Annotated in this window: 29 protein-coding genes; 22 read left to right on the top strand and 7 right to left on the bottom strand. The window is 56.2% G+C overall.

The genetic code is table 11. The annotated features are described in order from the left end of the window. Positions 1–17 precede the first annotated feature (17 nt). The 11 genes from ASU33_RS11790 (at position 18) to ASU33_RS11735 (ending at position 8,183) form a co-directional block, all read left to right on the top strand. Positions 18–314 (top strand): hypothetical protein, encoded by a 297-nt coding sequence (locus ASU33_RS11790; protein WP_059071045.1) that lies wholly within the window; start codon positions 18–20, stop codon positions 312–314. Beyond that, positions 314–1,216 carry a hypothetical protein gene (locus tag ASU33_RS11785; protein ID WP_149867177.1) on the top strand — a complete coding sequence of 301 codons (903 nt, stop codon included), beginning with the start codon at positions 314–316 and terminating at the stop codon, positions 1,214–1,216. Before ASU33_RS11790 ends, ASU33_RS11785 begins: the two co-directional genes overlap by 1 nt. A 14-nt stretch (positions 1,217–1,230) precedes the next feature. Further along, on the top strand, positions 1,231–2,562 hold the full coding sequence (locus ASU33_RS11780) for a phage portal protein (protein ID WP_149867176.1): 1,332 nt from the start codon (positions 1,231–1,233) through the stop codon (positions 2,560–2,562). Further along, entirely contained in the window at positions 2,552–3,040 is a 489-nt protein-coding gene (locus ASU33_RS11775) for a hypothetical protein (RefSeq protein ID WP_059071042.1), read from the top strand. Before ASU33_RS11780 ends, ASU33_RS11775 begins: the two co-directional genes overlap by 11 nt. 26 nt (positions 3,041–3,066) lie before the next feature. Next, positions 3,067–3,573, top strand: a complete 507-nt coding sequence (locus ASU33_RS11770) for a DUF6712 family protein (RefSeq protein ID WP_059071041.1) — start codon at positions 3,067–3,069, stop codon at positions 3,571–3,573. Between the two features lie 6 nt (positions 3,574–3,579). Next, complete coding sequence (locus ASU33_RS11765; protein ID WP_059071040.1) at positions 3,580–3,852, top strand: hypothetical protein; 273 nt, start codon at positions 3,580–3,582, stop codon at positions 3,850–3,852. A 4-nt stretch (positions 3,853–3,856) separates the two neighbouring features. Next, positions 3,857–4,051, top strand: coding sequence for a hypothetical protein (locus ASU33_RS11760; protein ID WP_059071039.1), 195 nt, complete (start codon positions 3,857–3,859; stop codon positions 4,049–4,051). A gap of 65 nt (positions 4,052–4,116) precedes the next feature. Further along, complete coding sequence (locus ASU33_RS11755) at positions 4,117–4,842, top strand: hypothetical protein (RefSeq protein WP_059071038.1); 726 nt, start codon at positions 4,117–4,119, stop codon at positions 4,840–4,842. A gap of 30 nt (positions 4,843–4,872) precedes the next feature. Beyond that, positions 4,873–6,972, top strand: coding sequence for a hypothetical protein (locus ASU33_RS11745; RefSeq protein ID WP_149867175.1), 2,100 nt, complete (start codon positions 4,873–4,875; stop codon positions 6,970–6,972). Between the two features lie 87 nt (positions 6,973–7,059). Next, entirely contained in the window at positions 7,060–7,983 is a 924-nt protein-coding gene (locus ASU33_RS11740; RefSeq protein ID WP_059071035.1) for a LamG domain-containing protein, read from the top strand. 17 nt (positions 7,984–8,000) lie between these two features. Then, the gene (locus ASU33_RS11735; protein ID WP_059071034.1) at positions 8,001–8,183 is read left to right on the top strand and encodes a hypothetical protein; all 183 of its coding nucleotides are present in this window, start codon (positions 8,001–8,003) and stop codon (positions 8,181–8,183) included. 85 nt (positions 8,184–8,268) lie between these two features. Here the strand turns inward: ASU33_RS11735 and ASU33_RS11730 are convergent, their stop codons facing one another. From ASU33_RS11730 to ASU33_RS11710, 5 genes are all read right to left on the bottom strand, one after another. Continuing rightward, complete coding sequence (locus ASU33_RS11730) at positions 8,269–8,679, bottom strand: DUF5675 family protein (RefSeq protein ID WP_059071033.1); 411 nt, start codon at positions 8,677–8,679, stop codon at positions 8,269–8,271. A 61-nt stretch (positions 8,680–8,740) separates the two neighbouring features. Continuing rightward, positions 8,741–9,013 (bottom strand): hypothetical protein, encoded by a 273-nt coding sequence (locus ASU33_RS11725; protein ID WP_059071032.1) that lies wholly within the window; start codon positions 9,011–9,013, stop codon positions 8,741–8,743. Between the two features lie 93 nt (positions 9,014–9,106). After that, positions 9,107–9,436: a hypothetical protein gene (locus ASU33_RS11720; RefSeq protein WP_059071031.1), complete on the bottom strand. Its 330-nt coding sequence runs from the start codon at positions 9,434–9,436 to the stop codon at positions 9,107–9,109. 12 nt (positions 9,437–9,448) lie between these two features. Further along, a complete protein-coding gene (locus ASU33_RS11715; protein ID WP_059071030.1) occupies positions 9,449–10,012 on the bottom strand; it encodes a hypothetical protein in 564 nt (187 codons plus the stop codon). A 100-nt stretch (positions 10,013–10,112) separates the two neighbouring features. Next, positions 10,113–11,153: a hypothetical protein gene (locus ASU33_RS11710; RefSeq protein WP_059071029.1), complete on the bottom strand. Its 1,041-nt coding sequence runs from the start codon at positions 11,151–11,153 to the stop codon at positions 10,113–10,115. A gap of 564 nt (positions 11,154–11,717) precedes the next feature. On the opposite strand from ASU33_RS11710, the gene ASU33_RS11705 reads away from it, so the two are divergent. Both ASU33_RS11705 and ASU33_RS11700 read left to right on the top strand, forming a co-directional pair. Beyond that, the gene (locus ASU33_RS11705) at positions 11,718–12,194 is read left to right on the top strand and encodes a nucleoside deaminase (RefSeq protein ID WP_059071028.1); all 477 of its coding nucleotides are present in this window, start codon (positions 11,718–11,720) and stop codon (positions 12,192–12,194) included. Positions 12,195–12,468: 274 nt separating this feature from the next. Further along, positions 12,469–12,981 (top strand): hypothetical protein, encoded by a 513-nt coding sequence (locus ASU33_RS11700; protein WP_059071027.1) that lies wholly within the window; start codon positions 12,469–12,471, stop codon positions 12,979–12,981. Between the two features lie 507 nt (positions 12,982–13,488). Here the strand turns inward: ASU33_RS11700 and ffh are convergent. Then, complete coding sequence (gene ffh / locus ASU33_RS11690; protein ID WP_059071025.1) at positions 13,489–14,829, bottom strand: signal recognition particle protein; 1,341 nt, start codon at positions 14,827–14,829, stop codon at positions 13,489–13,491. Between the two features lie 168 nt (positions 14,830–14,997). On the opposite strand from ffh, the gene ASU33_RS11685 reads away from it, so the two are divergent. Further along, positions 14,998–16,302, top strand: coding sequence for a glycosyltransferase family 4 protein (locus tag ASU33_RS11685; protein ID WP_286130512.1), 1,305 nt, complete (start codon positions 14,998–15,000; stop codon positions 16,300–16,302). Positions 16,303–16,431: 129 nt separating this feature from the next. On the opposite strand, the gene ASU33_RS11680 is transcribed toward ASU33_RS11685, so the two are convergent. After that, the gene (locus ASU33_RS11680) at positions 16,432–18,279 is read right to left on the bottom strand and encodes a hypothetical protein (protein WP_059071024.1); all 1,848 of its coding nucleotides are present in this window, start codon (positions 18,277–18,279) and stop codon (positions 16,432–16,434) included. Between the two features lie 197 nt (positions 18,280–18,476). Here ASU33_RS11680 and pseB point away from each other — a divergent pair, with 197 nt between their 5' ends. The 8 genes from pseB (at position 18,477) to pseI (ending at position 26,445) form a co-directional block, all read left to right on the top strand. Beyond that, positions 18,477–19,496 (top strand): UDP-N-acetylglucosamine 4,6-dehydratase (inverting), encoded by a 1,020-nt coding sequence (gene pseB / locus ASU33_RS11675; RefSeq protein ID WP_059071023.1) that lies wholly within the window; start codon positions 18,477–18,479, stop codon positions 19,494–19,496. 123 nt (positions 19,497–19,619) lie between these two features. Next, positions 19,620–20,789, top strand: a complete 1,170-nt coding sequence (gene pseC, locus ASU33_RS11670; RefSeq protein ID WP_059071022.1) for a UDP-4-amino-4,6-dideoxy-N-acetyl-beta-L-altrosamine transaminase — start codon at positions 19,620–19,622, stop codon at positions 20,787–20,789. Continuing rightward, positions 20,786–21,679: an aldo/keto reductase gene (locus ASU33_RS11665; protein WP_078063079.1), complete on the top strand. Its 894-nt coding sequence runs from the start codon at positions 20,786–20,788 to the stop codon at positions 21,677–21,679. The genes pseC and ASU33_RS11665 overlap by 4 nt, the downstream gene beginning before the upstream one ends. A gap of 14 nt (positions 21,680–21,693) precedes the next feature. Then, the gene (locus ASU33_RS11660) at positions 21,694–22,458 is read left to right on the top strand and encodes an SDR family NAD(P)-dependent oxidoreductase (protein WP_216818565.1); all 765 of its coding nucleotides are present in this window, start codon (positions 21,694–21,696) and stop codon (positions 22,456–22,458) included. Then, the gene (locus ASU33_RS11655) at positions 22,443–23,186 is read left to right on the top strand and encodes a cytidylyltransferase domain-containing protein (RefSeq protein WP_059071020.1); all 744 of its coding nucleotides are present in this window, start codon (positions 22,443–22,445) and stop codon (positions 23,184–23,186) included. Before ASU33_RS11660 ends, ASU33_RS11655 begins: the two co-directional genes overlap by 16 nt. Positions 23,187–23,189: 3 nt before the next feature. Further along, positions 23,190–24,683, top strand: a complete 1,494-nt coding sequence (gene pseG / locus ASU33_RS11650) for a UDP-2,4-diacetamido-2,4,6-trideoxy-beta-L-altropyranose hydrolase (RefSeq protein WP_078063078.1) — start codon at positions 23,190–23,192, stop codon at positions 24,681–24,683. A 19-nt stretch (positions 24,684–24,702) separates the two neighbouring features. Further along, entirely contained in the window at positions 24,703–25,386 is a 684-nt protein-coding gene (locus ASU33_RS11645) for a DUF4328 domain-containing protein (protein WP_059071018.1), read from the top strand. Positions 25,387–25,404: 18 nt separating this feature from the next. Continuing rightward, a complete protein-coding gene (gene pseI / locus ASU33_RS11640; protein ID WP_059071017.1) occupies positions 25,405–26,445 on the top strand; it encodes a pseudaminic acid synthase in 1,041 nt (346 codons plus the stop codon). The last annotated feature ends 30 nt before the right edge of the window (positions 26,446–26,475 follow it).

The following is a 26,475-nucleotide window of genomic DNA, read 5'->3' as shown; positions in this document are numbered from 1 at the left end:
ATTCTTATTTACCTCTGATGATTACGCTATTCACCGATAAGGATAACCTATTCCAGCTACCCAAAAACCAGGTAACGGTTCCGCTAGGATTGACCTGTGACGTGTACCTGACCGGGTTCAATGAACTCCAGGTTCAGTTACCGGCCACGGTATCGATTCTGACCAACTGCTACATCCTGAGTACGCCCGCGACTGCGGAACTCCCGCGCCTGGGCCTGAACGGGACGCTGGAGGTCGTCCAGGATAACCAAGTGGTGTACGCCACCCACATTCAGTTCCGTGAACCGGAATCGATTCTTATCGACAATCTCTAATGCCTTATACCAATTACCTCAAAACCGGTCTGGACAACGGACGGGGTTTCAACGTTCCCGGCGCCGCCCGATTGATGTTGGTGAACCGAGACGCTATCCAGTCCCTCTTCTACGACGGTGAACTAGTGGAACAAGTCGTCCTACGGGTGGGTGAAGGCTGGAATATGTTCCAACATTTGGAAGACCTCCGCTACACCGTGGTACCCGAAACCACCAAAAACGGCACCCTGTACGGGGTGGAAATCAGCTTCACCGTCACCATCCAGACGGACGCCAAAAACCGAATGTTCGACGCGATGCGCGAAACCGATTTGGCCGCTGTCGTCCAGGATAACAACCGCCGTTGGTGGTTAATCGGCCACGAACAACCGCTTCGCCTCACCCAGCAAGACCAGAAGGTTGACAAAGACGGGAATCAGTACTCGGTGAAGCTTCAGAACCGGCAACGCCAGAACGTGAAAGGCTTGAACACCGAGTTCGTAGCCCAGCTATTCAACCAGCCGTTCAACCCCGTCCTGGATTCCATCGATGGCGTCACCCTGGATATTCGGGTGGCTACCACCACCGGTGGTTCCACGGGTACCCCCGGTGGTGGTGACAATCTGCCGAACAACTTCCTGAACACGATTACGGCGCCGCCTACGGGCTACGTCATCCTGGATTCCATCGGTGTCGTCTTCGCCTCCGCTGGCACCATTATCAAACTCCCAGTAGCGGCCCAGAACGGTGAACAGCACACCGTCAAGGATTACACCGGCTTAGCGGAAACCGCCCCGATTACCATCGATGGCAACGGAAAGCTGATTGACGGCGCCGAAAAGTTCAAGGTGAATTCCAACTACGGTTCGGCCACGTTCACCTTCAATAACAACGCTTGGCTGGTATCGGCCTTCGTGGAATAATTACCTACTATACAGTGACGAATAAACGTAAAGCAATACCCGCCGTTAGCGGAAACGAATCCTTCGTGGTGAATTTGGCCGAAGTCCGAATCCCGAAGGTTAACCCCAATCAGGTTCGGATGTCACCCGACGACTGGGTTCGGTACGGAGATAACAACGCCTTCCCGGAATTCCTGATGGACTCGGTGAAGAAGTCCGAGAATCATTCCGCCTTCATCAGCCTGCGCGAAAACTTCATCAAAGGCGCCGCGCTGACCTACGGCGATGACGTGAAACCCTTCCTGGAGTCCCTGGACGAAGAAGGTACCACCGTGGAAGACCTCTGGGAAGACTGGGCTACGGATATGAGCATCCTGGAAACGTTTGCGGCCCTGGTTCGCTACAACCGCACGAAGACAGCCATCGTCGCCATCGATTACCTGGACAGCAGCAAGGTTCGTCCTAGTAAACAATACGCCCTGGACAAAGACGGTAACCCGACGCTGAAGCTTCGCGGGTACTGGGTATCCGCAGACTGGTCGAACCTGATGCAGAACCCAGCGGTGTTCTACGAACGCTTCAACCCCTCGGACATCAACGAAACCACCCAGCTTCACTTCTACCACAAACGCGCCAACGGCCAACCCTGGCTTCCAGAAGTCTCCTATGTGAGCTGCCTGAACTACGTCCAGATGGAGGACGAAATGTCGAAGTACGGCCTGAACACGATGCTAAACGGTTTCTTCGCTTCGGCCATCCTGTCGGTGACAGCATCGATGACGGACGAACAGAAGCAAGCCTTCAAACGCGCCGTTCGGGACTCCTTCACGGGTTCGGAAAACGCTTCGAAGCTGCTGGTGAACATCAGCGAAACGAAGGAAGGTGGTGTTGAGGTAACACCGATTAACGCGGGTGACAATACGCCGATGATGGAAGCCCTCAGCAGCAAGGCCCAGCAGGCAATAGCCACGGCCCACCGTTGTCATCCGGCCCTGGCTGGGGTGCAGGGTAACACCGGCTTCAGCAGCGAAGCCCAGCTTCTCAAATCGGCCCAGGAACAGTTCCAGAAGAACGTTATCAGCCACCTTCAGAAACCGATGGTGGCCTTCCTGAAAAAGGTGCTGAAGTTCAACGGGTATGCAGACGCGGAATTCGCCGTGGAACCCTTGAATCTGGTGATTCAGGACATTCCTGACTGGGTTTTCTTAGACATTTTGAAACCTGAATGCGCTGCCATCTACTACGGGTACACCGTGGAAGACCTGCGCCCGGAACTTCAGCCGCAGTCGGAATCAATTCCGAACCCAGCTTCGGAAGAAGTCGAACCGGAGTTACCCCGTAATCCCTACCCTGCCGATGTTGCCTAAAGCTCAGAAGAAGCTTCAGTTCTACCATACCCTGACGGACGCTGACCGTCGCCGTCAGGTAGAACTTTTTGAACAAGGTGTTTGGGACTTGGCTTCTCGGAAGACCTGGGTACGCTTCATCTTCACGTACGCCGATAACGAATTCAACCGCAAAGCTGGGCGCGTAGGCCGCATCAGCAGTACGCGCATCGGTACCCGGAACCTGGATTTGATTCCCAGCGAAGACCGGCCCAAATCCCGAGGTAACTCCAAAATCAAACGCTACTACGATGTGTCCAGGGCTGGTACCACGGTTACCCAGGGTATTACTAGCGGAGGTCTTCCGGGCAAAATCACCGGCAACGGCGCCCACCGAGGTCAGTGGCGAAGCTTCCGCCCGAACACCTTCAGCATTATGACCCAACTCTGGTCGTTCGAGCGTCAGCAGTGGGTTGACCGTCTGTCCGACTTTAACATCCGTGACCAAAACAGCGGGTAACCGATACTTATTTACTGATACCAGCTATGAAATATCTCATTACCGATAGTTACCTGACCAGCAACACCGGAGTTCACAAGGATACCGACGCGAAATTGATTCGCGTAGCCTTGAAACAGGTGACCATTGCCGACGTGAAACCGCTGCTGTCCCAGCCGCTTTACGAGGTCTATGAAACGCACGTAACCAGCGGAACCACCCTGACCGCGAAACAGGTCGAATTGTTCGACCAGATTCAGTACTGGATGGCGCTGCGCACGGAACGCGCAATGTTGAGCAATCTCTTAACTATCAATAACAAGGGTGTAACCCAGGAAGAACACGTTGCCAATATGGACATCGTGAACTTCAAACGACAGGAAATCGAAGCCAATGCGTCGGTTGTGAAGAAGAACATTCTGGGTTACCTCCAGAGTAACAAGGCCGATTTCCCTGAATTCTTTCCCGAATCAAGCAAGCCCGAACCGACCTCCACACCTGCCTATTCATCTGGTATTGTGTTCGACTACGGCCCGAAGCAATACTTTATGTAATAAGCAATGTTCGCAACCTTTAAACAATTCACTAACTGGTTAACCGTAGGTGTCATCGGTATTCTAATATCCTTACTTACCTATTTCGGAAACCGCATCATCGACGGTCAGGATAAGATGAACGAAACCCTGACGACCATCCTGGTTCAACAGCAGGATTTGAACCGTCGCATCACCGTCCTGGAAACCGCCAAAACGGAGAACGAACAACGGTGGAAAGACCAGGAAGAACGGGTTCGAGTGTTCTACCAGACCTACGACCTGAAGCGCAAGCAATAAGCCAATGAAGACCGTTATCCAGAACCTCTATCGGGCGCCGAAATCGACGCTGTTGGCTATCCTCTTACTAGTGGGCTTCACCATCTGCAAAGCCCAGGGCATTATCGAAACCGAAACCTACGCTACCCTATCCGCTATCGTCATCCCGATAATGTTCACGGACATAATGAAGGAGAAGAAATCCGACGTCACCGAATAATTACCCCAGTTATCCCATTACCCCGGCCCGGACTCCAAAGGTTCGGGCTTCTTATTTACCTACGTATGAATCAGACAAAACGAACCGGAGGTGGTAACACCTATTTCAACGGCAATCGGGCCATTACCCGCGCCGTTCCCGGACTCCAGGGCGTGAATACCGGCGCCGATGACGTCGTGGAATTCCTGGACAAAGCCTTCTTTGTTGATGTACCACCCTCGGCAAGCCTCACGGCCCAGAACGCCGTTCGTGAATTCGGGGCTTCTACCCTGGTTACCCTCAATTACTCGTTTCAAGCCAATACGAACCCGGTGTTGAGCGTCACCGTGAACGGGGTATCCAAACCCCTGACCCCGACAGCAGGCGCCCAGGAAGCCAATACGGCGCCCAATACGGACACGACGTTCAGTATGACCGTCACCACCGAGTCGGAATCAATTTCGGCCCAGGCCCAGGTTGCTTACCGTCACCTACGGTTCTGGTTTACCTCCGCTGAAGACGTGCTGAGCAAACCCGAAGACGAACTGTCCAGCATTCTGAACGGCCCCGTCAATAAGGAGTTCAGCAGCGGACGTCAGCAGTCTCGGGAGTTCAGCCCCGCGAACGAATACATCTACTTCGCCTACCTGGACGACTACGGTGACGCCTCGTTCGAAGTCGGTGGCCTGCCCAATACAGCCTACCAACTCCGGTCATTTGACTACACCAATTCCCAGGGTTACAGCACAAAGTTCCGCCTGTACCGCAGCGGTGGCCGCGCATCGGTTCCACTAGCGGTCGAATTGAAGTAACCCTAACTAATCTATTCTATCAGACTATAAATGAGTAAGAATCAAGGTACCGTTGTCGCTGATGCTATCGTACCAGCAGGCGCCAACGCAACCCATTATGATGATTTCGGTCAGGGTGGTTACCGGGTGGTTGCTACCCTGGCCCTCCGAGACGCCATCCCAGTCGGTGATACCCTGGATGCAGACGGAATCGGTTCCGGCCAACGCAAACCAAATATGTTGGTGGCCGTGGTGGAAGACGGCAAAATCTACCGGCTGAACATTCCGGAGTTCCCTGGACTGGACAACGCAGACCGCTACATAGCTCTGACGGACAACGGGCGCTGGGAAGAATTCGAAACCGGTGGTGGTGGTAGTGGTAACCCGTTCGTCTTTCAGGTTAACGCCATCGATGACCCGCTTCATTACCACATTGTTCAACTGAGCATTGAGCAAGTTCGTTTTTTGGTTGAAAACCTAGATGCTACGGTCACTACGCTGTCCGAACTTCGAGACGGTCACCAACACGAAATCACCTTCGATTACGACCACGCTACAGCGGATTTCATTGTTACCAGCATTGTTCGTGTCGGTGATAACGTCGGAGGTGGTGACCAAAACGGCACCCACGAAGTCAAGCTAATCGGCAAAGGCGCCGGTAGCTCGTTGACCGCAGACCAGGAAGCTGCCCTGGCTGGTACTTCGGGAACTCCTAGCGGTACCAACAAATTCGTGACCGATTCTGACCCACGGGTTGACGTTCCGGTTCGCCGCGCCACGGGTACCAACAGTTTCGTTCTGGGTGATACCAGCAACAGCGTATCCGGTGACCGTTCGGGTATCGTGAGTGGTAATAATAACCTTATCGGAGGTGGTTCCCAGCCGAACAACTCCGCTATTGTTGCCGGTGATAACAACAAAGTTCGCAGCTACGCCACGGCCATTATTGCCGGTGGCACGAACGAAGCGCCCGAAGGTTCTCACTTCTCCGCTATCGTAGCCGGTACGAATAACAAGGTCTTCGGCCAACGCGCTGCCGTAATCGGCGGTGACCGAATTGTGGGATACGGCTTGCGCTCGGTAGCTATCGGTGGCTTCAACTACACCACGCCCAACCTGTCGGATATGGTGTTCCTGCCCCAGGCGTACCTAATGCAGAACGGAGGTGGTATCAGTATGGTCAGCACCAACGGTACCCGGAAGGTGGTAGCCCTGAACGACGCCGGAAAACTCACGGTGGACGGGGTTGAAGTCGGTGGTAACGCCACCGTGACGGAAATCAACCTGGACGGTGAATTGGAGGACGGTACGCCAATTCACGGTCAGGTTGCACTGGTTAACGGTGCGCTTCAACTCAGCTACAGCCACGAAGACGGTTCCGGTAGTAACCTGCGCATTGAACACGACCAAGTGACGGTAAACGGTCAGCCGTTGGGTTCCGGTGGTGTTACCACTAGTGTTATCGATGGTCTGGGTGTCGTGGCCGTGGGTGTCTTCTATTCGGCCCTGTTGGGCGCTGGAGCGTTCAACCAGGTACCCGTTGTGACCAGTTCGGTAGATATGAAGCCTGCGGGTACAACCGGTGGCTGGAACCTCACCACCGGGAAGTACGTGGTACCCGTCAGCGGTACTTACCAGATGACGATGAAGGCCCGCCTGGGTGACGGTCACGGTTCGCCGGGTAACTCCTACGGCATCGGCGCCGGAGTTCAGAACATCGATGATTCGGCCTTCTTCTGGACAGCCATCCCAACGGTAAACGGCGCCAACCGCAAAGGCGTCCTGAACCAACGGACGATGTACCTGACTGCTGGGCAAGAAGTTCAGGTCTATTTGCTCCTGGATGGCTTCCAGGCCGAAGTCAACGGTGAATTGGTGGTTACCCTGGTACGTCCGGATACCCCGTTGAACGAGGAAAAGAACCTGGAATTCGTCTTCGCCTCGGGTTACGCCGATGACTTCACGGCCACCATCGGTACCCGTCAGGCCGGTACCTACTACACGGTAACGCTCAGCAACGGTACCGCAGTCTATCAGAAGAACGGGGTGGCCGCGAACCTTCCGATTACCCTGGCTGCTGGGGATACCCTGAAAGTAACCGTGACCAGAACTGATTCCGCCCTGGGTTCGGTGGTCACCTTGAAAGGCTAATCAATGGCATTATTCACAACCTACTATTCCAACCGGCTCAGTGGCATCGGGAATCAAACCCCGGTGTCACCGTACGCCTATTACCTGATGTGTAATGCCACCGAGTACAACGAATACTTCACGGTTCCGGTACCCCAGATGTCGGTGATGACGGTGGCGTTCTGGATTCGCATCGAAGACCCGATGTTCTTCGACGGTAACTGGAGGTATATGCTGGACGCCCGTGATATTCTGCCGGAAAGCTACGCGACGTCTATTGCCGTGGGTGGTGGCTGGGCGTACCACGTGAACGGCATCAACCAGGGTAACGGCGCCCTAAACGCGACCCTGGTTGAAGACCAATGGATTCGGTTGGTGTTTACCAGCACAGGAGCGAACACAGCGGGTAACATCTTCTTCAACGCCCGTCACACCCACAACGAATACATCTTCCAAGCGAAGTACGCCGATGTTCGCGTGTATGACCGCATTCTGACGCCTCAGGAAATCCAGACGGGTACCTACCAGAACACCGGTCTGGTTGCCCGTTACGACTTTAAAGACGCTACGTCAACCACGGCGCCCGACCTCAGCGGTAATGACCGGGTTGCTACCCTGTACGGTGACCCGATTAAAGGTGGAAGCGGTACCGAACATTACGCGCCGGGTTCGTCGTGGCAAGATACCGAGAACTGGGCGCGAACCGGCAACTGGATATACTACCAGGGTGACTACTCCGGTGGTTACTGCTGGTACGCTGACCCTGGGGTGGAAGTCTACGCCACCCTGGATAAACCTGTCATTGGAAACGCGATAGAACTGGATTTCGGTGGTGACCCGGCGCCTACTAGTACGCTGTTCCAGATTCGCCCCGTGGGTACCTCCCAATGGGTTGACCTGGGCGTGAAGAATACCACCCACGTTTCGACGTTGCCGCTGCCGAACTCGAATACCTACTACGACCTCCGGGTTCGCAACAACCCAGGCGCCCCAGGAAGCTACACCATCCTGGATAAAACCTCCGTCATTTAATTAACCCTATTACCTCTATGAAATCCCTGTTAACGCATCCGTATTGGTTCTTCATCATCGGTGTTATCCTCTTCGTCCTGGCTTGGCAAATCAACCTGGGCCTGAACATTCCCGCCGAAGGCATTGACCGCCTGTACGCCTTCGCTCCGCTGGCTACGTGGTTGGTGATGAAGACCCGAACAATGTTCAAAGACGAATAACCCCGCTGCTGAGCAGCAACAAAAAACCCCAGTCAGAATCGCTTCCGGCTGGGGCTACTTTTTTAATTCTTAAAAATGTTCGCGGTTACCGGATGGTGATGAAGCACTGTTCGCCTGCGTCCAGGTAGGTCTTCAACATCGTCTGGAGTTTCGCTAGTGCGACCTTCGAACCGGATACCCAGTTCTTCGCCTTCGCGCTGCCCGTAATCAGGCACCCTTCGGAATCCGCTGCGGAGTTCCCGGAGTGAATCAGGATACCCGCGAACCCAGGCACCTTCAGCAGCCTGGGTAAGTCTTTCTTAAACCTCGGTGACGGGGTGATGACGATTTCGTAACGGCCCCTGGGGATGGCTGTTTTCCCGTGAACCTTGGCATCGTCTTCGCCGCGAACAACATCCTCTAGGATGTAACAGACGTGTTTGCCGTTGTGCGTAAGCGTTCCAATGGTGCTTTCGGAGGTAAAATCAGTACGGGTAAGGATGAATTCTCTGGTCATTATCGGTATAGCTTACACCGATAAATAAGAATCACCCCTACCCGTACCTGGTTATTAGCGGCTAGTCGTTCCAGCCCTTTTCCCGAAGTTCTACATTGTCAGCAGCAAACGAGACATCCGGGTTTACCGCTTCGATTATAGCTTGCAAAGCCCTGTCGCGTTCGGCGCTGGTCTTGAACTGAATGACGTAACTCTTCTCTTTGCGGTTGATGAACTCCAGTTCAATGCCGTACAGTCTACGCGAATCAACGGGAGCGATGGGCGAAATGGCTTTTACGGCTGCGGTGTTAACCAGTACACTTTCCTCTTCGGAAAGCTGAATGTTGATGAACATTGGGTTGGGTTTTGTTGTGTGTACCAAGATACCCACGAACCCAGGGAAAGGAAACGTTGCGGCGGCGGATGTTTTTGTGTAATGACGTGGCTGTTAACGGCGGTTCATAGCCTGCCGTAAATCCCGCTGGAGCTGGTATGTATACGCTTCGGATACGTCCTCGGTACCTTCTGGACGCTGATGCGCAAACTTCTTCTGCGCATACTTGAACGCTTCGTTGAACTCATCAAGACGGTAATCATTCTCACCGAGCAACCAAGATTTGTGTGTCAGGTGGACCGGAAAATCCCACACCTTGTAACCGTCTTCGTGGTTGGTGCGGAAGATTTCATCTATCCCCAACTCATACCGGTCTTCCTGGGTGCTGTTGATACCGTCTGGGGTCACTTCCCAGGTGCCGAACGTTGCTAGTACAGTGCTCATTGGTTTGTAGGTTTAGTTCTCGGTGTTGGTGTCCCAGGGCAGGTCGGATTCTTTATTGGCGTAACGTTCCCGAATCATCTCGGAAACGGTTTTTGGCTTCTGCGGTATGGTGAGGTCAAAGGCTTGCGCTAAAGCTTCAGCCATCGGCCACAAGTCTTCAGTTACAAGAATCACGTAAGGTTCTGCGTTGGCTGTTTGAATGGAAGCCTTCAACACGTAGTCCGTTATTTTAGACTCCCAGAGGAAATGAACTACCTGGATGCTTTCGTACCGAACGGCAAGGTTCGGGAACACCGCCTTCGTTGCGGGCAACAGGGCGCTTTCCAACCGTGACATTTCGGCTTCCCGTTCTGCCTCGGTGTTGAAGTAAGGACTGAACACTAGATTTTCACCCATCACTACCCGGATACCTGGACGGTTAACCTTCGGGCGCTTGTCTTCATCCCATCCCCAGTGCTTTTCCGACTCGGTACGGGTATCCGGTAAGGATGGGTCAGGAACATTGGCCGTATATCGCTCAACACGTTGGATAACCGAAGTGTGAACGAGGTTACCGTTAGATAGCTTGACAAACATCGTTGGTGGCGTTGAAGTGAAGAAGCAAGTTACCAGCAAGCCCAACCACGCCAAACGAAAACTCTACCGAAAGTTTTCCACACTAGCGTAGTTACCTGGGCTAGTCTTCTCCCTCGGGAATGTTCTTCAACGCTTCTAAAATGCGGTCGTAGGATTCAGGCATCCGGCCTGTGAAGTATTCGTGAATAAGTGGATTACCCGTCAGGAACTGACTGGTTAACTCCATCCAAAGTTCTACCCCGAAGGCACCGTCTAATCGGAACAATTTCTGTGACCCGGACTTGATTTGTTTGTTGTGCTTCGCGTTGTAGTTGAAGTCGCTGTCCCTGCGTTCGCAGTACTCATCGAAGTTGTAGAGGTGCAACGCTCCGTCAAAATGGCGGAAGTAGTTCCGTTCTAGGTCGAATTCTGCGTGGAGGTACCTGGCTGGAAAATAGGTTTCACCGTCAAGGTCAACGGTAACATCAATGGTTCGGAATTCTTCCGCCTGGAAAGTTTTGATGTTGCCTGCGGTACTCCACTTCACATCCAAGGCGTAAACACCGTTGAAGTACCACTGGATACGGTTTTCGGACATCCAGGCCGGAGGTATGTGGCGAACGATTCCGTCAGCCATCTGGAGGATGTCAGGATTGAATTTCGGCCCGTACCAAGCATCAAGCTCTAGGTATGCACTAGTATCGACGTTAACCCTTACCCTGTCGTTGTCCAGGGCAAGCTTTGAAACAATAGCAGGGTCATCCGTGGCGCCGAAGTAGCCAAGAAAGTTTGGCGCCCAGTTGGTTACCCCAAGGTACCCCCGACGGAAGTACGTATGTGCCATTAACACAAACTTCTCCCCGAAGAAGTACCCGGCTGCGAAAGGGTGACACTTATAGAGGCTACGTAACTCCCCGTAGCTAGTCAAGCCATCTTTATCACGTGGTAGTTCTGGGCAAATGAGGTGTACCAGATTGGGGTACGTAGCCACGACACCGATGCGGTCCTGGTAACTAAAATGTTCGTCGGTCAGGATGACATCGTACTGGGCACAATGTTCCTTGAATGCTGCTATCAAGTCAGCCTTAGCCTCCAGCTCCCGCCGTGCTTCTTCGCGTTCGTAGGCCGCTGCCTTAGCCAGCCTTTCTTCCATTCGGTTCATAACTCAGGAATATCAAGTTCCGGAGAACCTGAATAGTAGGATTTAAAGATAAAACACAAAACTCAGGGCGCCCGGACTCTGTACTGACGGGGTGTAAGTCTGTACTGATTTCGCGGGTTTCAGTACAGAGTTCAGTACATACTTCAGTACAGACCTCTATTTGTTACCCTGTAAAAACGGCCTTGATTGCGTCAAAACGCTGATTTTGAGGCAATAAAAAAAGGCGGAGCATAGCACCGCCTCTTTTCCACAACCAAAACACCTAAAAAACTATTCTTTCACAAAGGTAAAGACAATCTTCGTGCCAGAAACATTTTGCTTAAAAAAATGTGCTCTGTGCCTCTGATTCCTACTTCAAGAGCAATTAATGCCCTAAAAAGTTGCATCAATGCTTTGCTGCGAAAGAACGTCACGTCATAACAGACATACATTTCAGTTGGTGCCCATCTTGTTCATCTTAGCTTAGATTTTTTTCGCTGCGCCGTAAGCAGGACAAAACCTTGAAACGGCAGTATTGCAACGAGACGTGTACTTTTGCAGCCTTTTCCCGTTCAGTACCTAGCTATGGACACTCCCAATCCCGAATTCATGCGCGAGGCCATTCGCCTCTCAATAGAGAAAATGCAAGCCGGCCACGGTGGCCCGTTTGGTGCGGTAATCGTGAAGGACGGCCGCATCATTGCCCGCGGTTTTAACCAGGTAACCAGCACCAACGACCCCACCTGCCACGCCGAGGTTGATGCAATCCGCAAAGCGTGCAAGGAGCTCGGCACTTTCCAGCTCGACGGCTGCGACCTGTATACCTCCTGCGAACCGTGCCCCATGTGCCTAGGTGCCATTTACTGGGCGCGCCCTCGGCGGGTGTTCTATGGCAACACCAAGCAAGATGCCGCCGCCATCGGCTTCGATGACCAGTTCATCTACGACGAAATCGAGAAGCCCCTCTCCGACCGGCAGATTCCGATGGAGCAGTTGCTGCGTGATGAGGCCATTGCAGGTTTTCAGGCCTGGGAGAAACACGAAGGCCGTACCGATTACTAGTTAGGCTCAACAATAGCCATACTTAGCAACAGCCCGACTACAGGTGTGGTCGGGCTGTTAGCATTCGGCGGAAGCAGCCTCGGATTATAAGCCTTTTGCTATACCTTAAGCTACTAGAATCCTCCATGACCCTTCATATCAAATAATGCCCGACACACCTACCACTCTGAGTGCAAATGAGCTTGAAGCAGAGATTCAGTCAGCTCTTAAAATCTCAGACCCAGTACTAGCTAACCTATGCATTACGCGTTGTCATTACCTGCTCGCACAAGCAATGGAAGCTCTTTTGGGTGCTGAAGCTGGAGCTAATTTTCACTCCTGGGCGGTATGGGGCTCCAGGAAAGCAGGCGTGACTATCCGCCAAGAAGATCTGGACCAAGCCAGACGTGATGGCACCGCGGTGGGCGGCTTTGTGGGCGGACTTGTAGGCATGGGATGTGGTTGGTTGTTGAGCTTTCCAGTGCTATTACTGCCTGCTGCGGCTCTGCTCGGCCTAGGCTGTGGTGTGGCTGCTGGCAGGTACGTCATAAGCCGTAGTCGGCGAATTTCTGCTCAGCTGATTCTGGGCGGCAACCGCACAGTACTTGAGGATATCGGCATGCAAACTGTCCGGTTCATTCGCCAGTTTGGCTCCCTCCAGAAGATTCAGTCCAGCGACCTTGAGTTATTTTTGGCCGACATACCTGCGGGGCGCTCTGGGTCCCCCAATCTGCTGCGCTATGCCTTTACTCAATACTTTGAAGCCTTAACGGTCCTTACTCCTGCCGAAAAGCAGCGGGCTACTTAGCTGGGCAACTGCTTTGCCGTGTGGCACGAGCATCTGCGCTTGGAGCCGTACATCCGCGGCGCCATGCCGCTCATCATTCGGCGTTGCGTTACCAAGCGCCTCCTCCAGTTTGACATTGGCGCTAGACGCCTAGCTGTGGCGCAAGACGTTCCCTTACAAGAAGCGGCTTTGCAGCTACCCAATCTTTCTGACCAAAAACACGGTCCCCTTGCATTACTTCGCACCGTGGGCGGCACTGCCGTCGACGCAGTAGTACCTCATTCGGGCACTGCTGCCCATGATTGGACGCGTATCAAGGAGCGAATGCGGTATGTATTTACCCTTTTTCGAGTTTTTCATTCGGAAGCGCAAGTATGTTCTGCTCCCTATGCCCCGGCTCAATTGGCCGACATAGCCGCTGGCCGGCGGCCGCAAGGAACTCTCTAGTTTGTTTACAATAAGCATAAAGCCAACGGGCCCGGACGCATGTTGCATCCGGGCCCGTTGGCTTTTGAGTTCGCGCGAGGCTTAGCGGCGCATGCCCATCATGCGGGCCATTTGCAGCATACCGCCTTTGGTCTGGCTCATCTTGTTCATAGTGCGCATCATCTTGCGCATTTCATCGAACTGCTTCATCAGGTTGTTTACCTGCTGAATGCCCTGGCCCGAACCAGCGGCAATGCGCTTGCGGCGCGAACCGTTGAGCAAATCAGGGTTGGCGCGCTCCTGCGGGGTCATCGAGCGGATGATGGCTTCGATCGGCTTGAAGGCGTCGTCGTCAATCTCCACGTCTTTCATGGCCTTGCCCATGCCCGGAATCATGCCCACCAGATCCTTCAGGTTGCCCATCTTCTTGATCTGCTCGAGCTGCGAGAGAAAGTCGTCGAAGTTGAACTGGTTTTTGCGGATTTTCTGGTTGATGCGCTTGGCCTCCTCCTCGTCGAACTGCTGTTGGGCGCGCTCTACCAGCGAGATTACGTCGCCCATGCCCAGGATACGCTGGGCCATACGATCGGGGTAGAACAAGTCGAGCGCCTCCATCTTTTCACCCGTCGAGATGAACTTGATGGGCTTCTCCACCACGGCGCGAATCGAGAGGGCAGCACCGCCGCGGGCGTCGCCGTCGAGCTTGGTGAGCACCACGCCATCGAAGTTGATGCGCTCGTTGAACGACTTAGCCGTGTTCACGGCGTCCTGGCCGGTCATCGAGTCAACCACGAACAAGGTTTCGCTCGGGTTGATGGCGCGCTTCACCTGCTCGATTTCGCGCATCATTTCCTCATCCACGGCCAAGCGGCCGGCGGTGTCAATGATGACTACTTTCTTATTGTTCTGCTTCGCAAACTGAATGGCGTTTTGCGCAATCTGAACGGGATTTTTGTTCTCCACTTCGGAGTACACCTCCACGCCGATTTGCTCGCCGAGCACCTTCAGCTGGTCGATAGCGGCCGGACGGTACACGTCGGCAGCCACTAGCAGTACGGTGCGGTTTTGCTTTTTGATAAACGACGCGAGCTTGCCGGCGAAGGTGGTTTTACCCGAACCCTGCAAACCCGACAGCAGCACCACAGCAGGTTCGCCTTTAATGACGATGTCCTGCTTTTCGCCGCCCATCAGTTGGGTCAGCTCGTCGTACACGATTTTCACCATGAGCTGGCCCGGCGATACTGCGGTGAGTACCTCGCGGCCCATGGCCTCGTCCTTAATCTTGTCGGTGACTTCTTTGGCCACCTTATAGTTTACGTCGGCATCAACCAGCGCGCGGCGGATTTCCTTAACGGTCGAGGCAACGTTAATTTCGGTGATGCTGCCTTGGCCCTTCAGGGTTTTGAAGGCGCGGTCGAGCTTGGTAGATAAATTATCAAACATGGGTTGTGCGTAGCAAAAGAATGCTTCGGGCTGAGAGCCTGGTGCCGCTCGCGCACTCCGTAGGAGGAGCTGCTTACCCGGTACCAAGCACAAAAATAGCCACAAAACCATGAATGCCGGTTCGGTGGTTTACTTTCGCGTTTCAGTAACACCAAAAAGTGCCTTGCCGTGCCCGCACCGCTTCGTTTGCTGGTCATTACCTACTACTGGCCTCCATCGGGCGGGGCAGGCGTGCAACGCTGTCTGAAATGGGTTAAGCACCTGCCCGAAATGGGCGTGGAGCCCACGGTAATCACCGTTGACCCGGAGGTAGCGGCCTACCCCGTTTTGGATGCTTCGCTGGAAGCCGACGTGCCGGCCAGCGTACGAGTGCTGCGCACGGGCACGCTTGAGCCATTTGGTGCTTACCAGAAACTGACCAACCGGCCTATTCCGCACGGTGGCTTTGCCAACGAAGGCCGCCCTTCTTTTGCCCAACGAGCTGCCCGGTTTGTGCGCGGCAACCTCTTTTTGCCCGACCCGCGCCGGGGCTGGAACCGCTTTGTGTTGCGCCAAGTAGAAGAGCTGATGCAAGCCGGTGAGCGGTTTGATGCCGTGCTTACTTCGTCGCCGCCCCACTCTACGCAGCTTATCGGCCTAGAGCTGAAACGCCGCTACGGCTTGCGCTGGCTGGCCGACATGCGCGACCCTTGGACGGATATTTACTACAATCAAGCCCTGCACCGCACGGCCCTGGCCCGCCGCATCGATGCCCGCTACGAGCGGCAAGTGCTCGAGGGCGCCGATGTGGTCATCACCACCAGCTCGGATACGCGCCGCTTGCTGTTGGGCAAAGCATCTGGCCTGCCTACCAACAAGTTTGTGGTGCTGCCCAACGGCTACGACGAGGCCGACTTCCGGCTGCCCTCTGCCCCACCCGCCGATCAGCTGCTTATTACTTACGTGGGCACTATTACAGGCCAATACCACGTGCAGCCCTTTTTAGAGGAAGTTGCGGCCTGCGTCCAGCGCCATTCTGAGGTGCCGTTGCGGCTGCGCTTTGTGGGCCGGGTGGGCAAAGAAGTAGAGCGGCAAATTGCCCAGACTGGCCTGCAAGACCGCACCGACTTGCTTGAGTTTGTGCCCCACGATCAAGCTGTAGGCTACCTGCTACGTAGCACCGCCTTGCTGCTGGCCATTCCCGATGTGCCGCACAACCTAGGCATCTTGCCGGGTAAGCTGTTCGAGTACATGGCTGCCAATAAGCCGATTATCTGCATCGGCCCAACAGCCAGCGACGCCGCCCACATTCTCGACGAAAGCCACGCAGGCGTAGCATTCGGTTACGACGACCGGCGCGACATGCAGGAGCACCTGGAGCAGCTGGTAAGTGCCTGGCTGCAGAACCCGAATTTGGATCTGCCAGCCTTTAGCCACTCGCGGTATTCGCGCCGCGCGCTTACACAGCGGTTGGCGGGGCTGATAAGGGGATAACAATGCTGTAGCGCGGACTTTGTAGTCCGCGTCCCCGGATAGTATTCTCTATCGAAAGAACTACCAGGCGTACTAGCGTTGATGTATTGCTATCTGTGGGCTGCGGACTACAAAGTCCGCGCTACAGCGCTACGACTTCAGCCGCTCCCACACTTTCCGCACGGGCTTGGGCAGCGCATCGAGCAGACCGGCGCGCAGCCGACCTAGGGTTGAGCGGTTGAGCTTTTGACCTTGCCATTGTGCCAGCACATCGGCTAGCATTTCGGCCAAAGCCTTGTAGTGCGGGCGCTGGTAATGGCGGATGTTATTGGTGACATCGGCTCGAGTTTCGACGATGACGCGCACATCGATGAGGTAGCAATTCGGCGTGCGTTCCACGAACTCTACCAGAGCTTGGTTCATCAGCCGGTGGCGCTCAGTCGCGCCTGCTTCCACTGAACCAGGTATTTCTACCTCCGCGCCCGTTAGCAGCAACAAGGGCACGCCCGTGGGTAGTTGCTCGCGCAGCCACGCGAGGTTCTGCTGAAACTGCTCGGGTGTGAGCGGCCCCTGGTAAGTAAACGCCTGCTGAAAACGCTGCAGAAAACCTTCATCCATGCCGCTAAACTTGCGCTGCTGGTAACGCTGCGCCTGCTGCTGCGGATCGACGGTGGTTAGGTTTTGATAACCGCCGAAGGGAATGGCAATACCGGTGCTGTTTTCGCGGTACAAGTCCTGGGTATAGTCCATCAGTGGGCTGTACACCACGGCATCGAAGCCCCCCTGCCACAGCAGCGGCCGGAAGGCTTCGGCATCCAGAAATGGAAGTGATAAGACCAGCCGTTGCTGTTCTTCGGAGGCCAATGTGCGGCTGAGACGCAACAGCTCCGTGTGCTCGGTGTGCACCGGAATCTGGTTCGCGTTGACGTAGTTAAAGTCCTCTACCACGTCGACCTGGTAAGTCTGCAGATACGGTGTCAGTTGCCCTAGGTCGCAGCCTCCCTTGAGCAGAATGCGAAGGCGAGGCTTGGCTGACTTGTGCTGCGACACATCCTCGATGGGGCTGTGCGCTGCCAGCGTTATCCAGTCGGGCTTATTGGTATTGTTGAGTTGGGTAGCTACGTCGGCTTGCACCTTGAGCTGCGGATAGCCTAGGTGCGCGTAGGTCCACTGCTCAACGCCTAGGTGCAGGATGCGGCAGCTGAACGTGAATTGCTCCAACTCGTTGGTTTGGATGTTCAGGCAATACACGCCCACCAAGCCGTAATCGCCGAAACGGTCGTGCACGCGCACAGTGCCCCAACGCAACGCTGCATTGGCAAAGCTGGCTTCCAGCTCGGGCACCGCTGCCCGGCGCTTGGTGTAGTTCAGCTGGTTGGAGCGGTTAATCAGCTCGTCGATGCGGCTTAGGTCGGGGCGCAGAGCTTCAGCACCTTCGCGCACCTCCACCTGCACCTGGGCATCGCGCAGAAAAGCGAGGTTGTCGCCTTGGTACTCGGCGCGGGCTTGCTGCTGCCGCTCGAGCAGGCGGTACTGCTCCAAGCGCGCGTAGCTCGGGTCGGGTTTACCCAAGGTGAGTAGTTGCGGGGCCAGGCGGGGCAAATCGGCGGGGTCGGCCACTTGCAGCTGGGGGTTGTAGTGCAACGCCTCGGCCCGGTTCATCGAGTTATCATCGAGGAACAAGGCATTGGGCGCCCGCAGCTGCATGTCTTCAAGCAATTGCTTGATGATGGGGCCTTTGGGCTGCCAGCTTACCCGCAGAAACACAAACAACTCGCGCACGCCCAGCTCGGTAAGTTTCGCCTCAACGGGCCCTAGGTCGTTTTTGCTGACGATGGTGTGAATGATGCCCCGGGCCGCGGTTGCGCGCACCAGCTCCACGTTGTCGGTTATGGCTTCCACTTCGCCCTCCGACAGTGTACCGCGCCAAAAGGTATCGTCGAGGTCCCAGATAACGAGCTTGACGGGATCGGGAAAAATAGGGGGTGCAACTGTCATCCTGAGCGCAGCGAAGGACCTTATCACGTCAGACGGTAGTTATCCGACGTCAGCCGTACCCGCGTCGCAAGGTCCTTCGCTGCGCTCAGGATAACTTACGACGTGGGTACGTGCCTGCAAAACTACGCAAACCCCGCCCCGATTGCCTACTTTTGCGCCCTTGCCGGCCTAGGTCGGCAAGCCACAAAACGCAAGGCATGGCCCTCGACCTCAACCATAAATCTATTCTGCTGACCGGCGGCACCGGTTCGTTTGGCAAACAGTTCGTGCAGCTGGTGCTTGATCGGTACCCTCAGGTGAAGCGCCTCGTGGTGTTTTCGCGCGATGAGCTGAAACAGTACGAAATGGCTCAGCAGTTTCCGCAGAGCAAATACCCCGCAATGCGCTACTTCATCGGCGACGTGCGCGACGCCGAACGCATGAAGCGCGCCTGCGAGGGCATCGATATCATTGTACACGCCGCGGCCCTGAAACAGGTGCCCGCCGCCGAGTACAACCCGATGGAGTGCATCAAAACGAACATCTTCGGGGCTGAAAACGTGATTAATGCCGCTCTCGACTGCGGCGTGAAAGACGTGGTAGCATTGAGCACCGACAAAGCCGCCGCGCCCATCAACCTCTACGGCGCTACCAAGCTCTGCTCGGATAAGCTGTTCGTGGCGGCCAACAACATGAAAGGCTCGCGCGACTTGCGCTTTTCGGTGGTGCGCTACGGCAACGTAATTGGCTCGCGCGGCTCGGTGGTGCCGTTTTTCTTGCAGGAGCGCCAAAAAGGCGTGCTGCCCATTACCCACCCCGACATGACGCGCTTCAACATTTCGCTTGAAGAAGGCGTTGACCTAGTGCTGTACGCGCTGGAGCACGCGTGGGGCGGCGAAATCTTCGTGCCGAAGATTCCTTCGTACAAAATCACGGAGTTGGCCACGGCCATTGCTCCCAATTGCGAGCAGAAGATTGTGGGCATCCGGCCCGGCGAGAAGCTGCACGAAGAAATGATTACCGAAACCGATGCCCTAAGCACGGTGGAGCTGGAGAAGTACTACGTCATTCTGCCCTCCACCCCGCCGTGGAGCGAAGAGAAGTTTATCCAGCACTTCGGCGGCAAGCGTGTGCCATTAGGCTTCCACTACGACTCGGCCAACAACACCGAATGGCTTTCGGCCGAGCAGCTGCGTGAGGAGATTCGCCTGCACGTCGATCCGGAGTTTACCGCCTAGGTTCATTTCTCATTGCCACAACGAAGGCCCGCCAACACGCGGGCCTTCGTTGTTAAAGGAACTAGCCAACCCCTATGGAAATGGCGTTCAGCTAAGAAGCGAGCCGCCTATCTTTGAAACCGCATGAGCACTCCTGTAATTCGCCCTATCCCCTACGGCCGCCAGCACATCACCGAGGCCGATGTTCAAGCCGTTGTCGAAACACTGCAGTCTGATTTTCTGACGCAGGGCCCGAAAGTGGCCGAGTTCGAAAAACAGTTTGCCGAGTACATCGGGGTTGATTACGCGGTGGCCGTAAGCAACGGCACAGCCGCCTTGCACTTGTGCGCCTTGGCCTTAGGTGTACAGGCGGGCCAGCGCGTCATTACCACACCCATCACGTTTGCAGCCTCGGCCAACTGCGTGCGCTACTGCGGCGGCGAAGTACACTTCGTGGATATCGACCCAGCCACGGCACTCATCGACCTAGGCCAAGTACGCCGCTTGCTGGAGCAGCACCCCAAGGGTTACTTCAGCGGCCTGATTCCGGTGGACTTTGCCGGCTTACCAGTGAATTTGGAAGAAGCCCGCCAACTGGCCGACGAGTTTGGCCTATGGATAATTGAGGATGCCTGCCACGCTCCGGGCGGCTACTTCCTCGACAGCAACGGCGCCCAACAACGCTGCGGCAACGGGCAGTTGGCCGATCTGGCCATCTTCTCCTTTCACCCGGTAAAGCACATTGCCACCGGCGAGGGCGGCATGATTACCACCAACCGCCGCGACCTTTACGAGCAACTGTTGCTGCTGCGTACCCACGGCATCACCCGCGACGCGGCTCGCCTCACGCTGCCCGACGAAGGCGGTTGGTACTACGAAATGCAAGAGCTCGGTTACAACTACCGCATGCCCGATATGCTCTGCGCCCTAGGCATAACGCAGCTGCAACGCGCCGCCGAGGGCTTGGAACGCCGCCGCCAACTGGCCCGGCAATACGATGCCGCGTTTGCCGGCATGGCTGGCATTACTCCGCTGGCTGGCTCCGCTGGTCATGCTTATCACCTGTACGTCATTCAGGTAGAAGACCGCCGTGGGCTCTACGACTTTCTGCGCGCCCGGCAGATTTTTGCGCAGGTGCACTACATTCCGGTGCACACCATGCCTTATTACCAACAACTTGGCTGGCAGCGCGGCGACTTTCCGATAGCCGAAGCGTACTATGCCCGTTGCTTAAGCCTGCCCATGTTTCCTTCCCTCACCGATGAGGAACAGCAGTACGTTATTGCGAGCGTGCGGGAGTTTATAGGGGCATGATGACGGCCGAGGCGTTTACGGAGCGGCTTGTTCTAGGTACTGCGCAGTTTGGCTTGGCGTATGGCATCAACAACACCCTAGGTCGGCCCACTGATGCGGTGCTGCAACATATCCTCACCGACGCCCATGCCGCCGGGGTTCCCTTGCTGGATACCGCTGCGGCTTACGGCGACAGCGAAGCCCGCTTGGGACATTGGCTAAGCAAGCAGCCGACAGGGGCTTTTGAGCTGGTAACCAAGGTAGGTGCCGCTTCGGCGGCCGAGGTGCTCAGCTCGGTACAGGCCTCTTTGTCTCGCTTGCAGCAACCGCAGGTATATGGGGTGCTGTTTCACGACTTCGGGGCCTTTCAGCAACAACCCGAGGCTTGGCAAGGGTTGCTAGCAGCCCAAGCTGCCGATTATACCCAGCGCATCGGCATTTCGCTGTACCACCCTTGGCAAGCCGAGTGGCTACTCGAGCATGGCTACAAACCGCAGCTGCTGCAAGTGCCATACAACGTGCTCGACCAGCGCTTTGCCGCGCTGTTGCCGCATTTAGCCAATGCCGGGATAGAAGTGCATGGTCGTTCGGCGTTTCTGCAGGGCTTGTTGCTGCGCCCGCTGCATACGCTGCCGTCTTTTTTTGAGCCGCTGAGGCCTAAGCTGGTGCAGATGCGTGCGATGCTTGCCGAAGCTGGTATCCCGCTCGAAGCTGGACTGCTACTGTTTGCAGCAACCGCGCCGGGCATGGCACGCGTGGTTATTGGCGTAGATTCGCCCGAAAACCTGCAAGCCAACCTTGCCGCGGGCGCTTACTTAGCCCAGGTCGAGCAACTGCGTGAGCAGCTGCAGGCCTTAGCCGAACCTACCGACACGTACATTCTCCCTTACGCATGGCCAACCCAGCGCTAGCGTCTTACGCAAACATGTTTTCGCTGCACGAGCAGGTGGTGATGGTAACCGGCGGCTACGGGCACCTCGGCAAGGCCGTTGTGCTTGGGCTTGCCGCCCACGGAGCTAAAGTGATGGTACTCGGTCGCAACGAAGACTCTTTTGCAGAGGCTTTCCCCGAGCTTGAAAACCTGCACTTTCAGAGATGCGACGTAGCCAATACGGAGTCGGTAAAAGAAGCTTATGCCCAGGTGCGGGCGCAACTGGGCTTGCCGGCCGTGCTCGTGAACAACGCCTTTTACAGCCGAGGTAATCAGCCCGACGCCCTCACCGACGACGAATTTGCGTTTGGCCTCGATGGGTCGTTGGGCAGTGCCTACCGCTGCATACGCGAGGTGCTGCCCTACCTGCGCGAGCGGGGCGCCGGTAAAATCATCAATGTAGCCTCGATGTACGGCGTGGTAGCACCCGATTTTGCAGCTTACGAGGCAACTCCTCAGTTTACCAATCCGCCGCACTACGGTGCGGCCAAAGCGGGCGTTATTCAGCTTACTAAGTACTTTGCTTCCTACCTGGGTCCACAAAATATCCAGGTAAACTGCGTGACGCCGGGCGCATTTCCAAGCCCCGGAGTGCAGCAGCACCCCGAGTTTATGCAGCAACTGGAGCAGCGCATTCCGCTGGGCCGGATCGGGCAACCACAGGACCTAGCCGGTGCCTTCGTGTTTCTGGCCTCCAGCGCCTCTGATTTCGTAACGGGGCACAACTTGGTTGTCGACGGCGGATGGACCATACGCTAATTTCGCCCCGCGTGGGCGCTTTGGTGCAGGCCCGCATGGGCTCGACGCGCCTGCCCGGCAAGGCGCTGTTGCCGCTGCCGCTGGGTGGCGCTACCTCTGTGCTAGGCCATGTAATAGCCCGGGCTCAGGCCGCCGAGCAGGTGCACCTTGTAGTAGTGGCTACCTCTACCCTGCTTGCCGACGACGCCATTGCTAACGCCGCGCAAGCTAGTGAGGTAGTCGTTTACCGCGGCGACGAACAAGATGTGCTCCGCCGCTTTCACGAAGCCGCAGTTGCGCATCAGCTTGATGTGGTGGTTCGCCTAACTGCTGATAACCCGGCCATCGACCCCGGTTACCTCGACCGCGCCATATTAGCTCACCTCGCAGCCGGTGCCGATTATACCCTTACCACCGGCTTGCCCCTAGGTACCAACCTCGAGGTAGTCAACCAGCAGGCACTAGCAACAGCTTTTGCGCAGGCCACAGCACCCGAAGAGCGTGAGCACGTAACTCCCTATCTTCGTCGGCACCCCGAACTGTTCCGGCTGCAGACGCTCGACTTCGGAATGGCCGAAGTACCAACTACCTTACGGCTTACCCTCGATTACCCGAGTGACTACGCCTTGCTGCATCTTCTTTTCAGCACTTTGCCGTCGGGCTTTGATCTGGCAGAGGCGGGCGAGCTACTTAAGCAGCACCCGTGGTTGGTGCACATCAACGATCAGAACTCGCAAGTAAAAGTGTAAGCTATGGTTGCTACTGCTTCGTCCCGGTTGGTATTTCGTGCCGATGGCAACCCACGCATTGGCTTGGGCCACGTAATGCGGTTGCTTGCCCTAGCCGATATCCTGGGCGAGCAGTACCAAACCGTATTTGTGGTGCAGGAACCCTGGCCCGAGCTGCTGCAGTTGCTGCGCGCCACCTGTAACGAGGTAGTGGAAGCGCCGCCCATGCCCTACGAGGGCGAGCCGGCCTGGCTAGCGCAGCAAGTGCTGCAGCCCACCGATGTACTAGTGCTCGATGGCTACGGCTTTGAGTACAATTACCAGCAAGTCCTGCGCCCCCACGTAGCCCGCCTGGTGTACATCGACGACCTGCACACCTTCCCGCAGGCCGCCGACCTCATCATCAACCCTGCCGGTGGTATTTCGGCCAAGGATTATGAACTGCGCCAGCCCGGTGCGCGGGTGCTATCGGGGCCGCGCTACGCGCCGCTGCGGCCGGCTTTTCAGCAAGCAGCTCAACAAGCAACCGCCGAAGCACCATCGGCACACACGGTATTGGTTTGCCTAGGTGGCGCCGACCCTACGCAGCAAACCCAGCGCATTACCCATATGTTGCTCGAGCTTGAGCCCATTCGGCAGGTACACGCCGTAGTGGGCAGCGCCTTTGCTGGCTGGGAGGCGCTGCAAAACTGGGCCAACGACCAACCACGCCTGTTGCTGCACCGCAACCTAGGCGCCGCCGAACTGTGCACCCTGATGCAACAATGCGGCACAGCGGTTTGCTCGCCCAGCACCATCAGCTACGAGTACTGCGCGGCTGGGGGCGGGTTGCTGTTTGTACAGCCTGTGGCCGATAACCAACACGACATCGATCTGTTTTTGCGCAGCTCGGGGTTGGCTTTGCCTTTCCACGCAGCTACTAACGTGCTTACCTCACCCGAAGCGGGCCGTTTATCAGAACAAATGCGCCTTGCACAACGGCGCCAGTTTGACGGACTTGCTCCGCAGCGCCTGCGGCAGGCCTTTGCAGCCCTGCAGCTACCAGCTCGCGCGTTCGGCTTGCGCCAAGTAACCGCTGCCGACTCCGATTTGCTTTTTTCCTGGAGCAACGACCCGACGGTTCGGCAATTCTCCTTCAATCCCAACCCCATCGGGCGCGCCGAGCACGAGGCTTGGTTTGCCAGCCGCCTGGGCAACCCCGAGACCGTGTTGCTTATTGCCGAAGATGCTGCAACCAACAGCCCCCAAGGGCTCATTCGCTTCGCTCTAGCAGGCCCCGACGCCACTCTTAGCTACCAGATTGCGGCCGAACACCGCGGCCGTGGCCTTTCGGCGCCGCTGCTCGTTGCCGGCACCGAGGCCGTGCAGCAGTTGCAGCCGCAGGTAAAGCGTGTGTTGGGCCATGTGCAGCTGCGCAACGAAGCTTCGCTTAAGTCGTTCCGCCGAGCTGGTTTTACGGAGCTGTCGGAAGCCGAGGCAAGCCACCCCGAATCGGTTACTTTTGCGTGGGTGTTCTAAACCTGCTCTACCTCTCTTTATGATTCGTGACAACAGCCAGCGCGCCACCCAGGCAGTCTGGTTTTTCGTTCTAACGGCCGTTGCGGCCGGCCTCAACATGCTGCTGGGCTTGCTCGACGCTGCCAATCCGCAATCGGTGTATGCAACCGCCGAAGACGAGCTAAACCTGCTGGGCTTAGGCGTTTTTTCGTTCGCAATTCTTTACCTGCTTATTCGCATTGCCAGCTATGTGTTTTTGATTCGCTGGTTTCGCAGAGCTTATGCCAATATTGCGCGGGCCGGCGAGCCAACGCAGTATTCCGATGGCTGGGCGGCCGGTGCTTGGTTTGTACCAATTGTAAGCTTCTTCAGGCCCTACAGCATGATGAAGGAAGTATGGCGCCACACTCAACTGCTGGCGTACGACGCTGTGCAGACCCACGGCCTGTTGCGTGCCTGGTGGCTGATGTTTGTGTTGCACCTAGGCGCGGCTCAAGTATCAAGCCGCGCCGATGCGGCACCCGGCAGCTCGGCCTATACCAACCTTTTGGTGCTGGAATACAGCTTATCGATTGCCATGGCCGTGCTTACGGTCGTGGTAATTCGTCGCGTAGCTACCGCCGAGGCCGTGCTGCAGATACGCACCAAAGTTTCGAACCTGGGTGAACCAGCACCTTCGGTGGTTGTTGCCGAAGATGCTTATACTCCTACCCTACAACAATAGTATTCCTCCCTCAGCGGAATGAACATACAGATTGGCTCCCGCCTGATTGGCCCCGATCAGCCGCCCCTCATCATTGCCGAGCTCAGCGGCAACCACAACCAGTCGTTGGAGCGTGGTTTGGCCATCGTGGATGCCATGGCCGCAGCTGGTGCACACGCTATTAAGCTACAGACGTACACCGCCGAAACCATGACGCTGCGCGGAGCGCACCGCATCGAAGACCCCAGCTCGTTGTGGTACGGCCGCGAGCTGTACGAGCTCTACGAAGAGGCGCACACTCCCTGGGAATGGCATCAGATCCTGTTCGACCGTGCCCGGCAGCATGGAATGTTGGCGTTCAGCTCACCGTTCGATGAAACAGCCGTCGATTTTCTGGAAACGCTCGATGTGCCGGCCTATAAAATTGCCTCCTTTGAGAATACCGACTGGCCCTTGCTGCGCCGGGTAGCCGCTACGGGCAAGCCCGTAATTATGAGCACAGGCGCTAGCAAGCTAGCCGAAGTAGCCGAAGCGGTAGATGTGCTCCGCAGCGCCGGCTGCCGCGACCTAGTGCTGTTGAAATGCACCAGCACTTACCCTGCTACGCCCCAAAATACCAACCTGCGTACCATTCCGCACTTGCAGCAACTCTTCCCCGATACCCTCGTCGGTCTATCCGATCATACCATGGGCGTAGGTGCTGCCGTTGCCGCTGTTGCCCTAGGTGCTTGCGTGGTGGAGAAGCACGTAACGTTGCGCCGGGCCGATGGGGGCGTCGATTCAGCTTTTTCGCTTGAGCCCGAGGAAGTGGCCCAACTGGTTAGCGAAACCGAACGCGCCTGGCAGGCCCTAGGTCAGGTGCAATACGGCGTGCAACGAGCCGAAGAGAAAAGCCGCTTGTTTAAGCGCTCCATCTACGTGGCCAAAGACATTCGTTTTGGGGAGCCGTTTACGGCCGAAAACATCCGGGTGGTGCGCCCCGGCGATGGGCTGGCTCCCAGGTTCTACGAGCAGGTGCTCGGTCGCACGGCCCGCCACGACCTGAAAGCTGGTACGCCGCTCACCTGGGACGTGCTCTAATGGCAATTTGGCCGCCTACCAACCGCGTTG

Origin of the sequence: Solirubrum puertoriconensis (assembly GCF_001483135.1) — a bacterium.
Lineage (GTDB): Bacteria > Bacteroidota > Bacteroidia > Cytophagales > Hymenobacteraceae > Solirubrum > Solirubrum puertoriconensis.
The sequence above is the reverse complement of the archived record's forward strand: the minus strand, read 5'-3'. Positions and strand labels throughout refer to the sequence as shown.

What these genes read in the sequence shown, in the direction of transcription:
- ASU33_RS11725 (WP_059071032.1), bottom strand. Translation starts at nt 9,013, where the DNA reads ATGTTCATCAACATTCAGCTTTCCGAAGAGGAAAGTGTACTGGTTAAC.
- ASU33_RS11790 (WP_059071045.1), top strand. Translation starts at nt 18, where the DNA reads ATGATTACGCTATTCACCGATAAGGATAACCTATTCCAGCTACCCAAA.
- pseG (WP_078063078.1), top strand. Translation starts at nt 23,190, where the DNA reads ATGGTTGCTACTGCTTCGTCCCGGTTGGTATTTCGTGCCGATGGCAAC.
- pseC (WP_059071022.1), top strand. Translation starts at nt 19,620, where the DNA reads ATGAGCACTCCTGTAATTCGCCCTATCCCCTACGGCCGCCAGCACATC.
- ASU33_RS11755 (WP_059071038.1), top strand. Translation starts at nt 4,117, where the DNA reads ATGAATCAGACAAAACGAACCGGAGGTGGTAACACCTATTTCAACGGC.
- ASU33_RS11745 (WP_149867175.1), top strand. Translation starts at nt 4,873, where the DNA reads ATGAGTAAGAATCAAGGTACCGTTGTCGCTGATGCTATCGTACCAGCA.
- ASU33_RS11740 (WP_059071035.1), top strand. Translation starts at nt 7,060, where the DNA reads ATGTGTAATGCCACCGAGTACAACGAATACTTCACGGTTCCGGTACCC.
- ASU33_RS11665 (WP_078063079.1), top strand. Translation starts at nt 20,786, where the DNA reads ATGATGACGGCCGAGGCGTTTACGGAGCGGCTTGTTCTAGGTACTGCG.
- pseI (WP_059071017.1), top strand. Translation starts at nt 25,405, where the DNA reads ATGAACATACAGATTGGCTCCCGCCTGATTGGCCCCGATCAGCCGCCC.
- ASU33_RS11710 (WP_059071029.1), bottom strand. Translation starts at nt 11,153, where the DNA reads ATGAACCGAATGGAAGAAAGGCTGGCTAAGGCAGCGGCCTACGAACGC.
- ASU33_RS11760 (WP_059071039.1), top strand. Translation starts at nt 3,857, where the DNA reads ATGAAGACCGTTATCCAGAACCTCTATCGGGCGCCGAAATCGACGCTG.
- ASU33_RS11700 (WP_059071027.1), top strand. Translation starts at nt 12,469, where the DNA reads ATGGAAGCTCTTTTGGGTGCTGAAGCTGGAGCTAATTTTCACTCCTGG.
- ASU33_RS11730 (WP_059071033.1), bottom strand. Translation starts at nt 8,679, where the DNA reads ATGACCAGAGAATTCATCCTTACCCGTACTGATTTTACCTCCGAAAGC.
- ASU33_RS11770 (WP_059071041.1), top strand. Translation starts at nt 3,067, where the DNA reads ATGAAATATCTCATTACCGATAGTTACCTGACCAGCAACACCGGAGTT.
- ASU33_RS11680 (WP_059071024.1), bottom strand. Translation starts at nt 18,279, where the DNA reads ATGACAGTTGCACCCCCTATTTTTCCCGATCCCGTCAAGCTCGTTATC.
- ASU33_RS11715 (WP_059071030.1), bottom strand. Translation starts at nt 10,012, where the DNA reads ATGTTTGTCAAGCTATCTAACGGTAACCTCGTTCACACTTCGGTTATC.
- ASU33_RS11785 (WP_149867177.1), top strand. Translation starts at nt 314, where the DNA reads ATGCCTTATACCAATTACCTCAAAACCGGTCTGGACAACGGACGGGGT.
- ASU33_RS11720 (WP_059071031.1), bottom strand. Translation starts at nt 9,436, where the DNA reads ATGAGCACTGTACTAGCAACGTTCGGCACCTGGGAAGTGACCCCAGAC.
- ffh (WP_059071025.1), bottom strand. Translation starts at nt 14,829, where the DNA reads ATGTTTGATAATTTATCTACCAAGCTCGACCGCGCCTTCAAAACCCTG.
- ASU33_RS11655 (WP_059071020.1), top strand. Translation starts at nt 22,443, where the DNA reads ATGGACCATACGCTAATTTCGCCCCGCGTGGGCGCTTTGGTGCAGGCC.
- ASU33_RS11735 (WP_059071034.1), top strand. Translation starts at nt 8,001, where the DNA reads ATGAAATCCCTGTTAACGCATCCGTATTGGTTCTTCATCATCGGTGTT.
- ASU33_RS11660 (WP_216818565.1), top strand. Translation starts at nt 21,694, where the DNA reads ATGTTTTCGCTGCACGAGCAGGTGGTGATGGTAACCGGCGGCTACGGG.
- ASU33_RS11705 (WP_059071028.1), top strand. Translation starts at nt 11,718, where the DNA reads ATGGACACTCCCAATCCCGAATTCATGCGCGAGGCCATTCGCCTCTCA.
- pseB (WP_059071023.1), top strand. Translation starts at nt 18,477, where the DNA reads ATGGCCCTCGACCTCAACCATAAATCTATTCTGCTGACCGGCGGCACC.
- ASU33_RS11645 (WP_059071018.1), top strand. Translation starts at nt 24,703, where the DNA reads ATGATTCGTGACAACAGCCAGCGCGCCACCCAGGCAGTCTGGTTTTTC.
- ASU33_RS11765 (WP_059071040.1), top strand. Translation starts at nt 3,580, where the DNA reads ATGTTCGCAACCTTTAAACAATTCACTAACTGGTTAACCGTAGGTGTC.
- ASU33_RS11775 (WP_059071042.1), top strand. Translation starts at nt 2,552, where the DNA reads ATGTTGCCTAAAGCTCAGAAGAAGCTTCAGTTCTACCATACCCTGACG.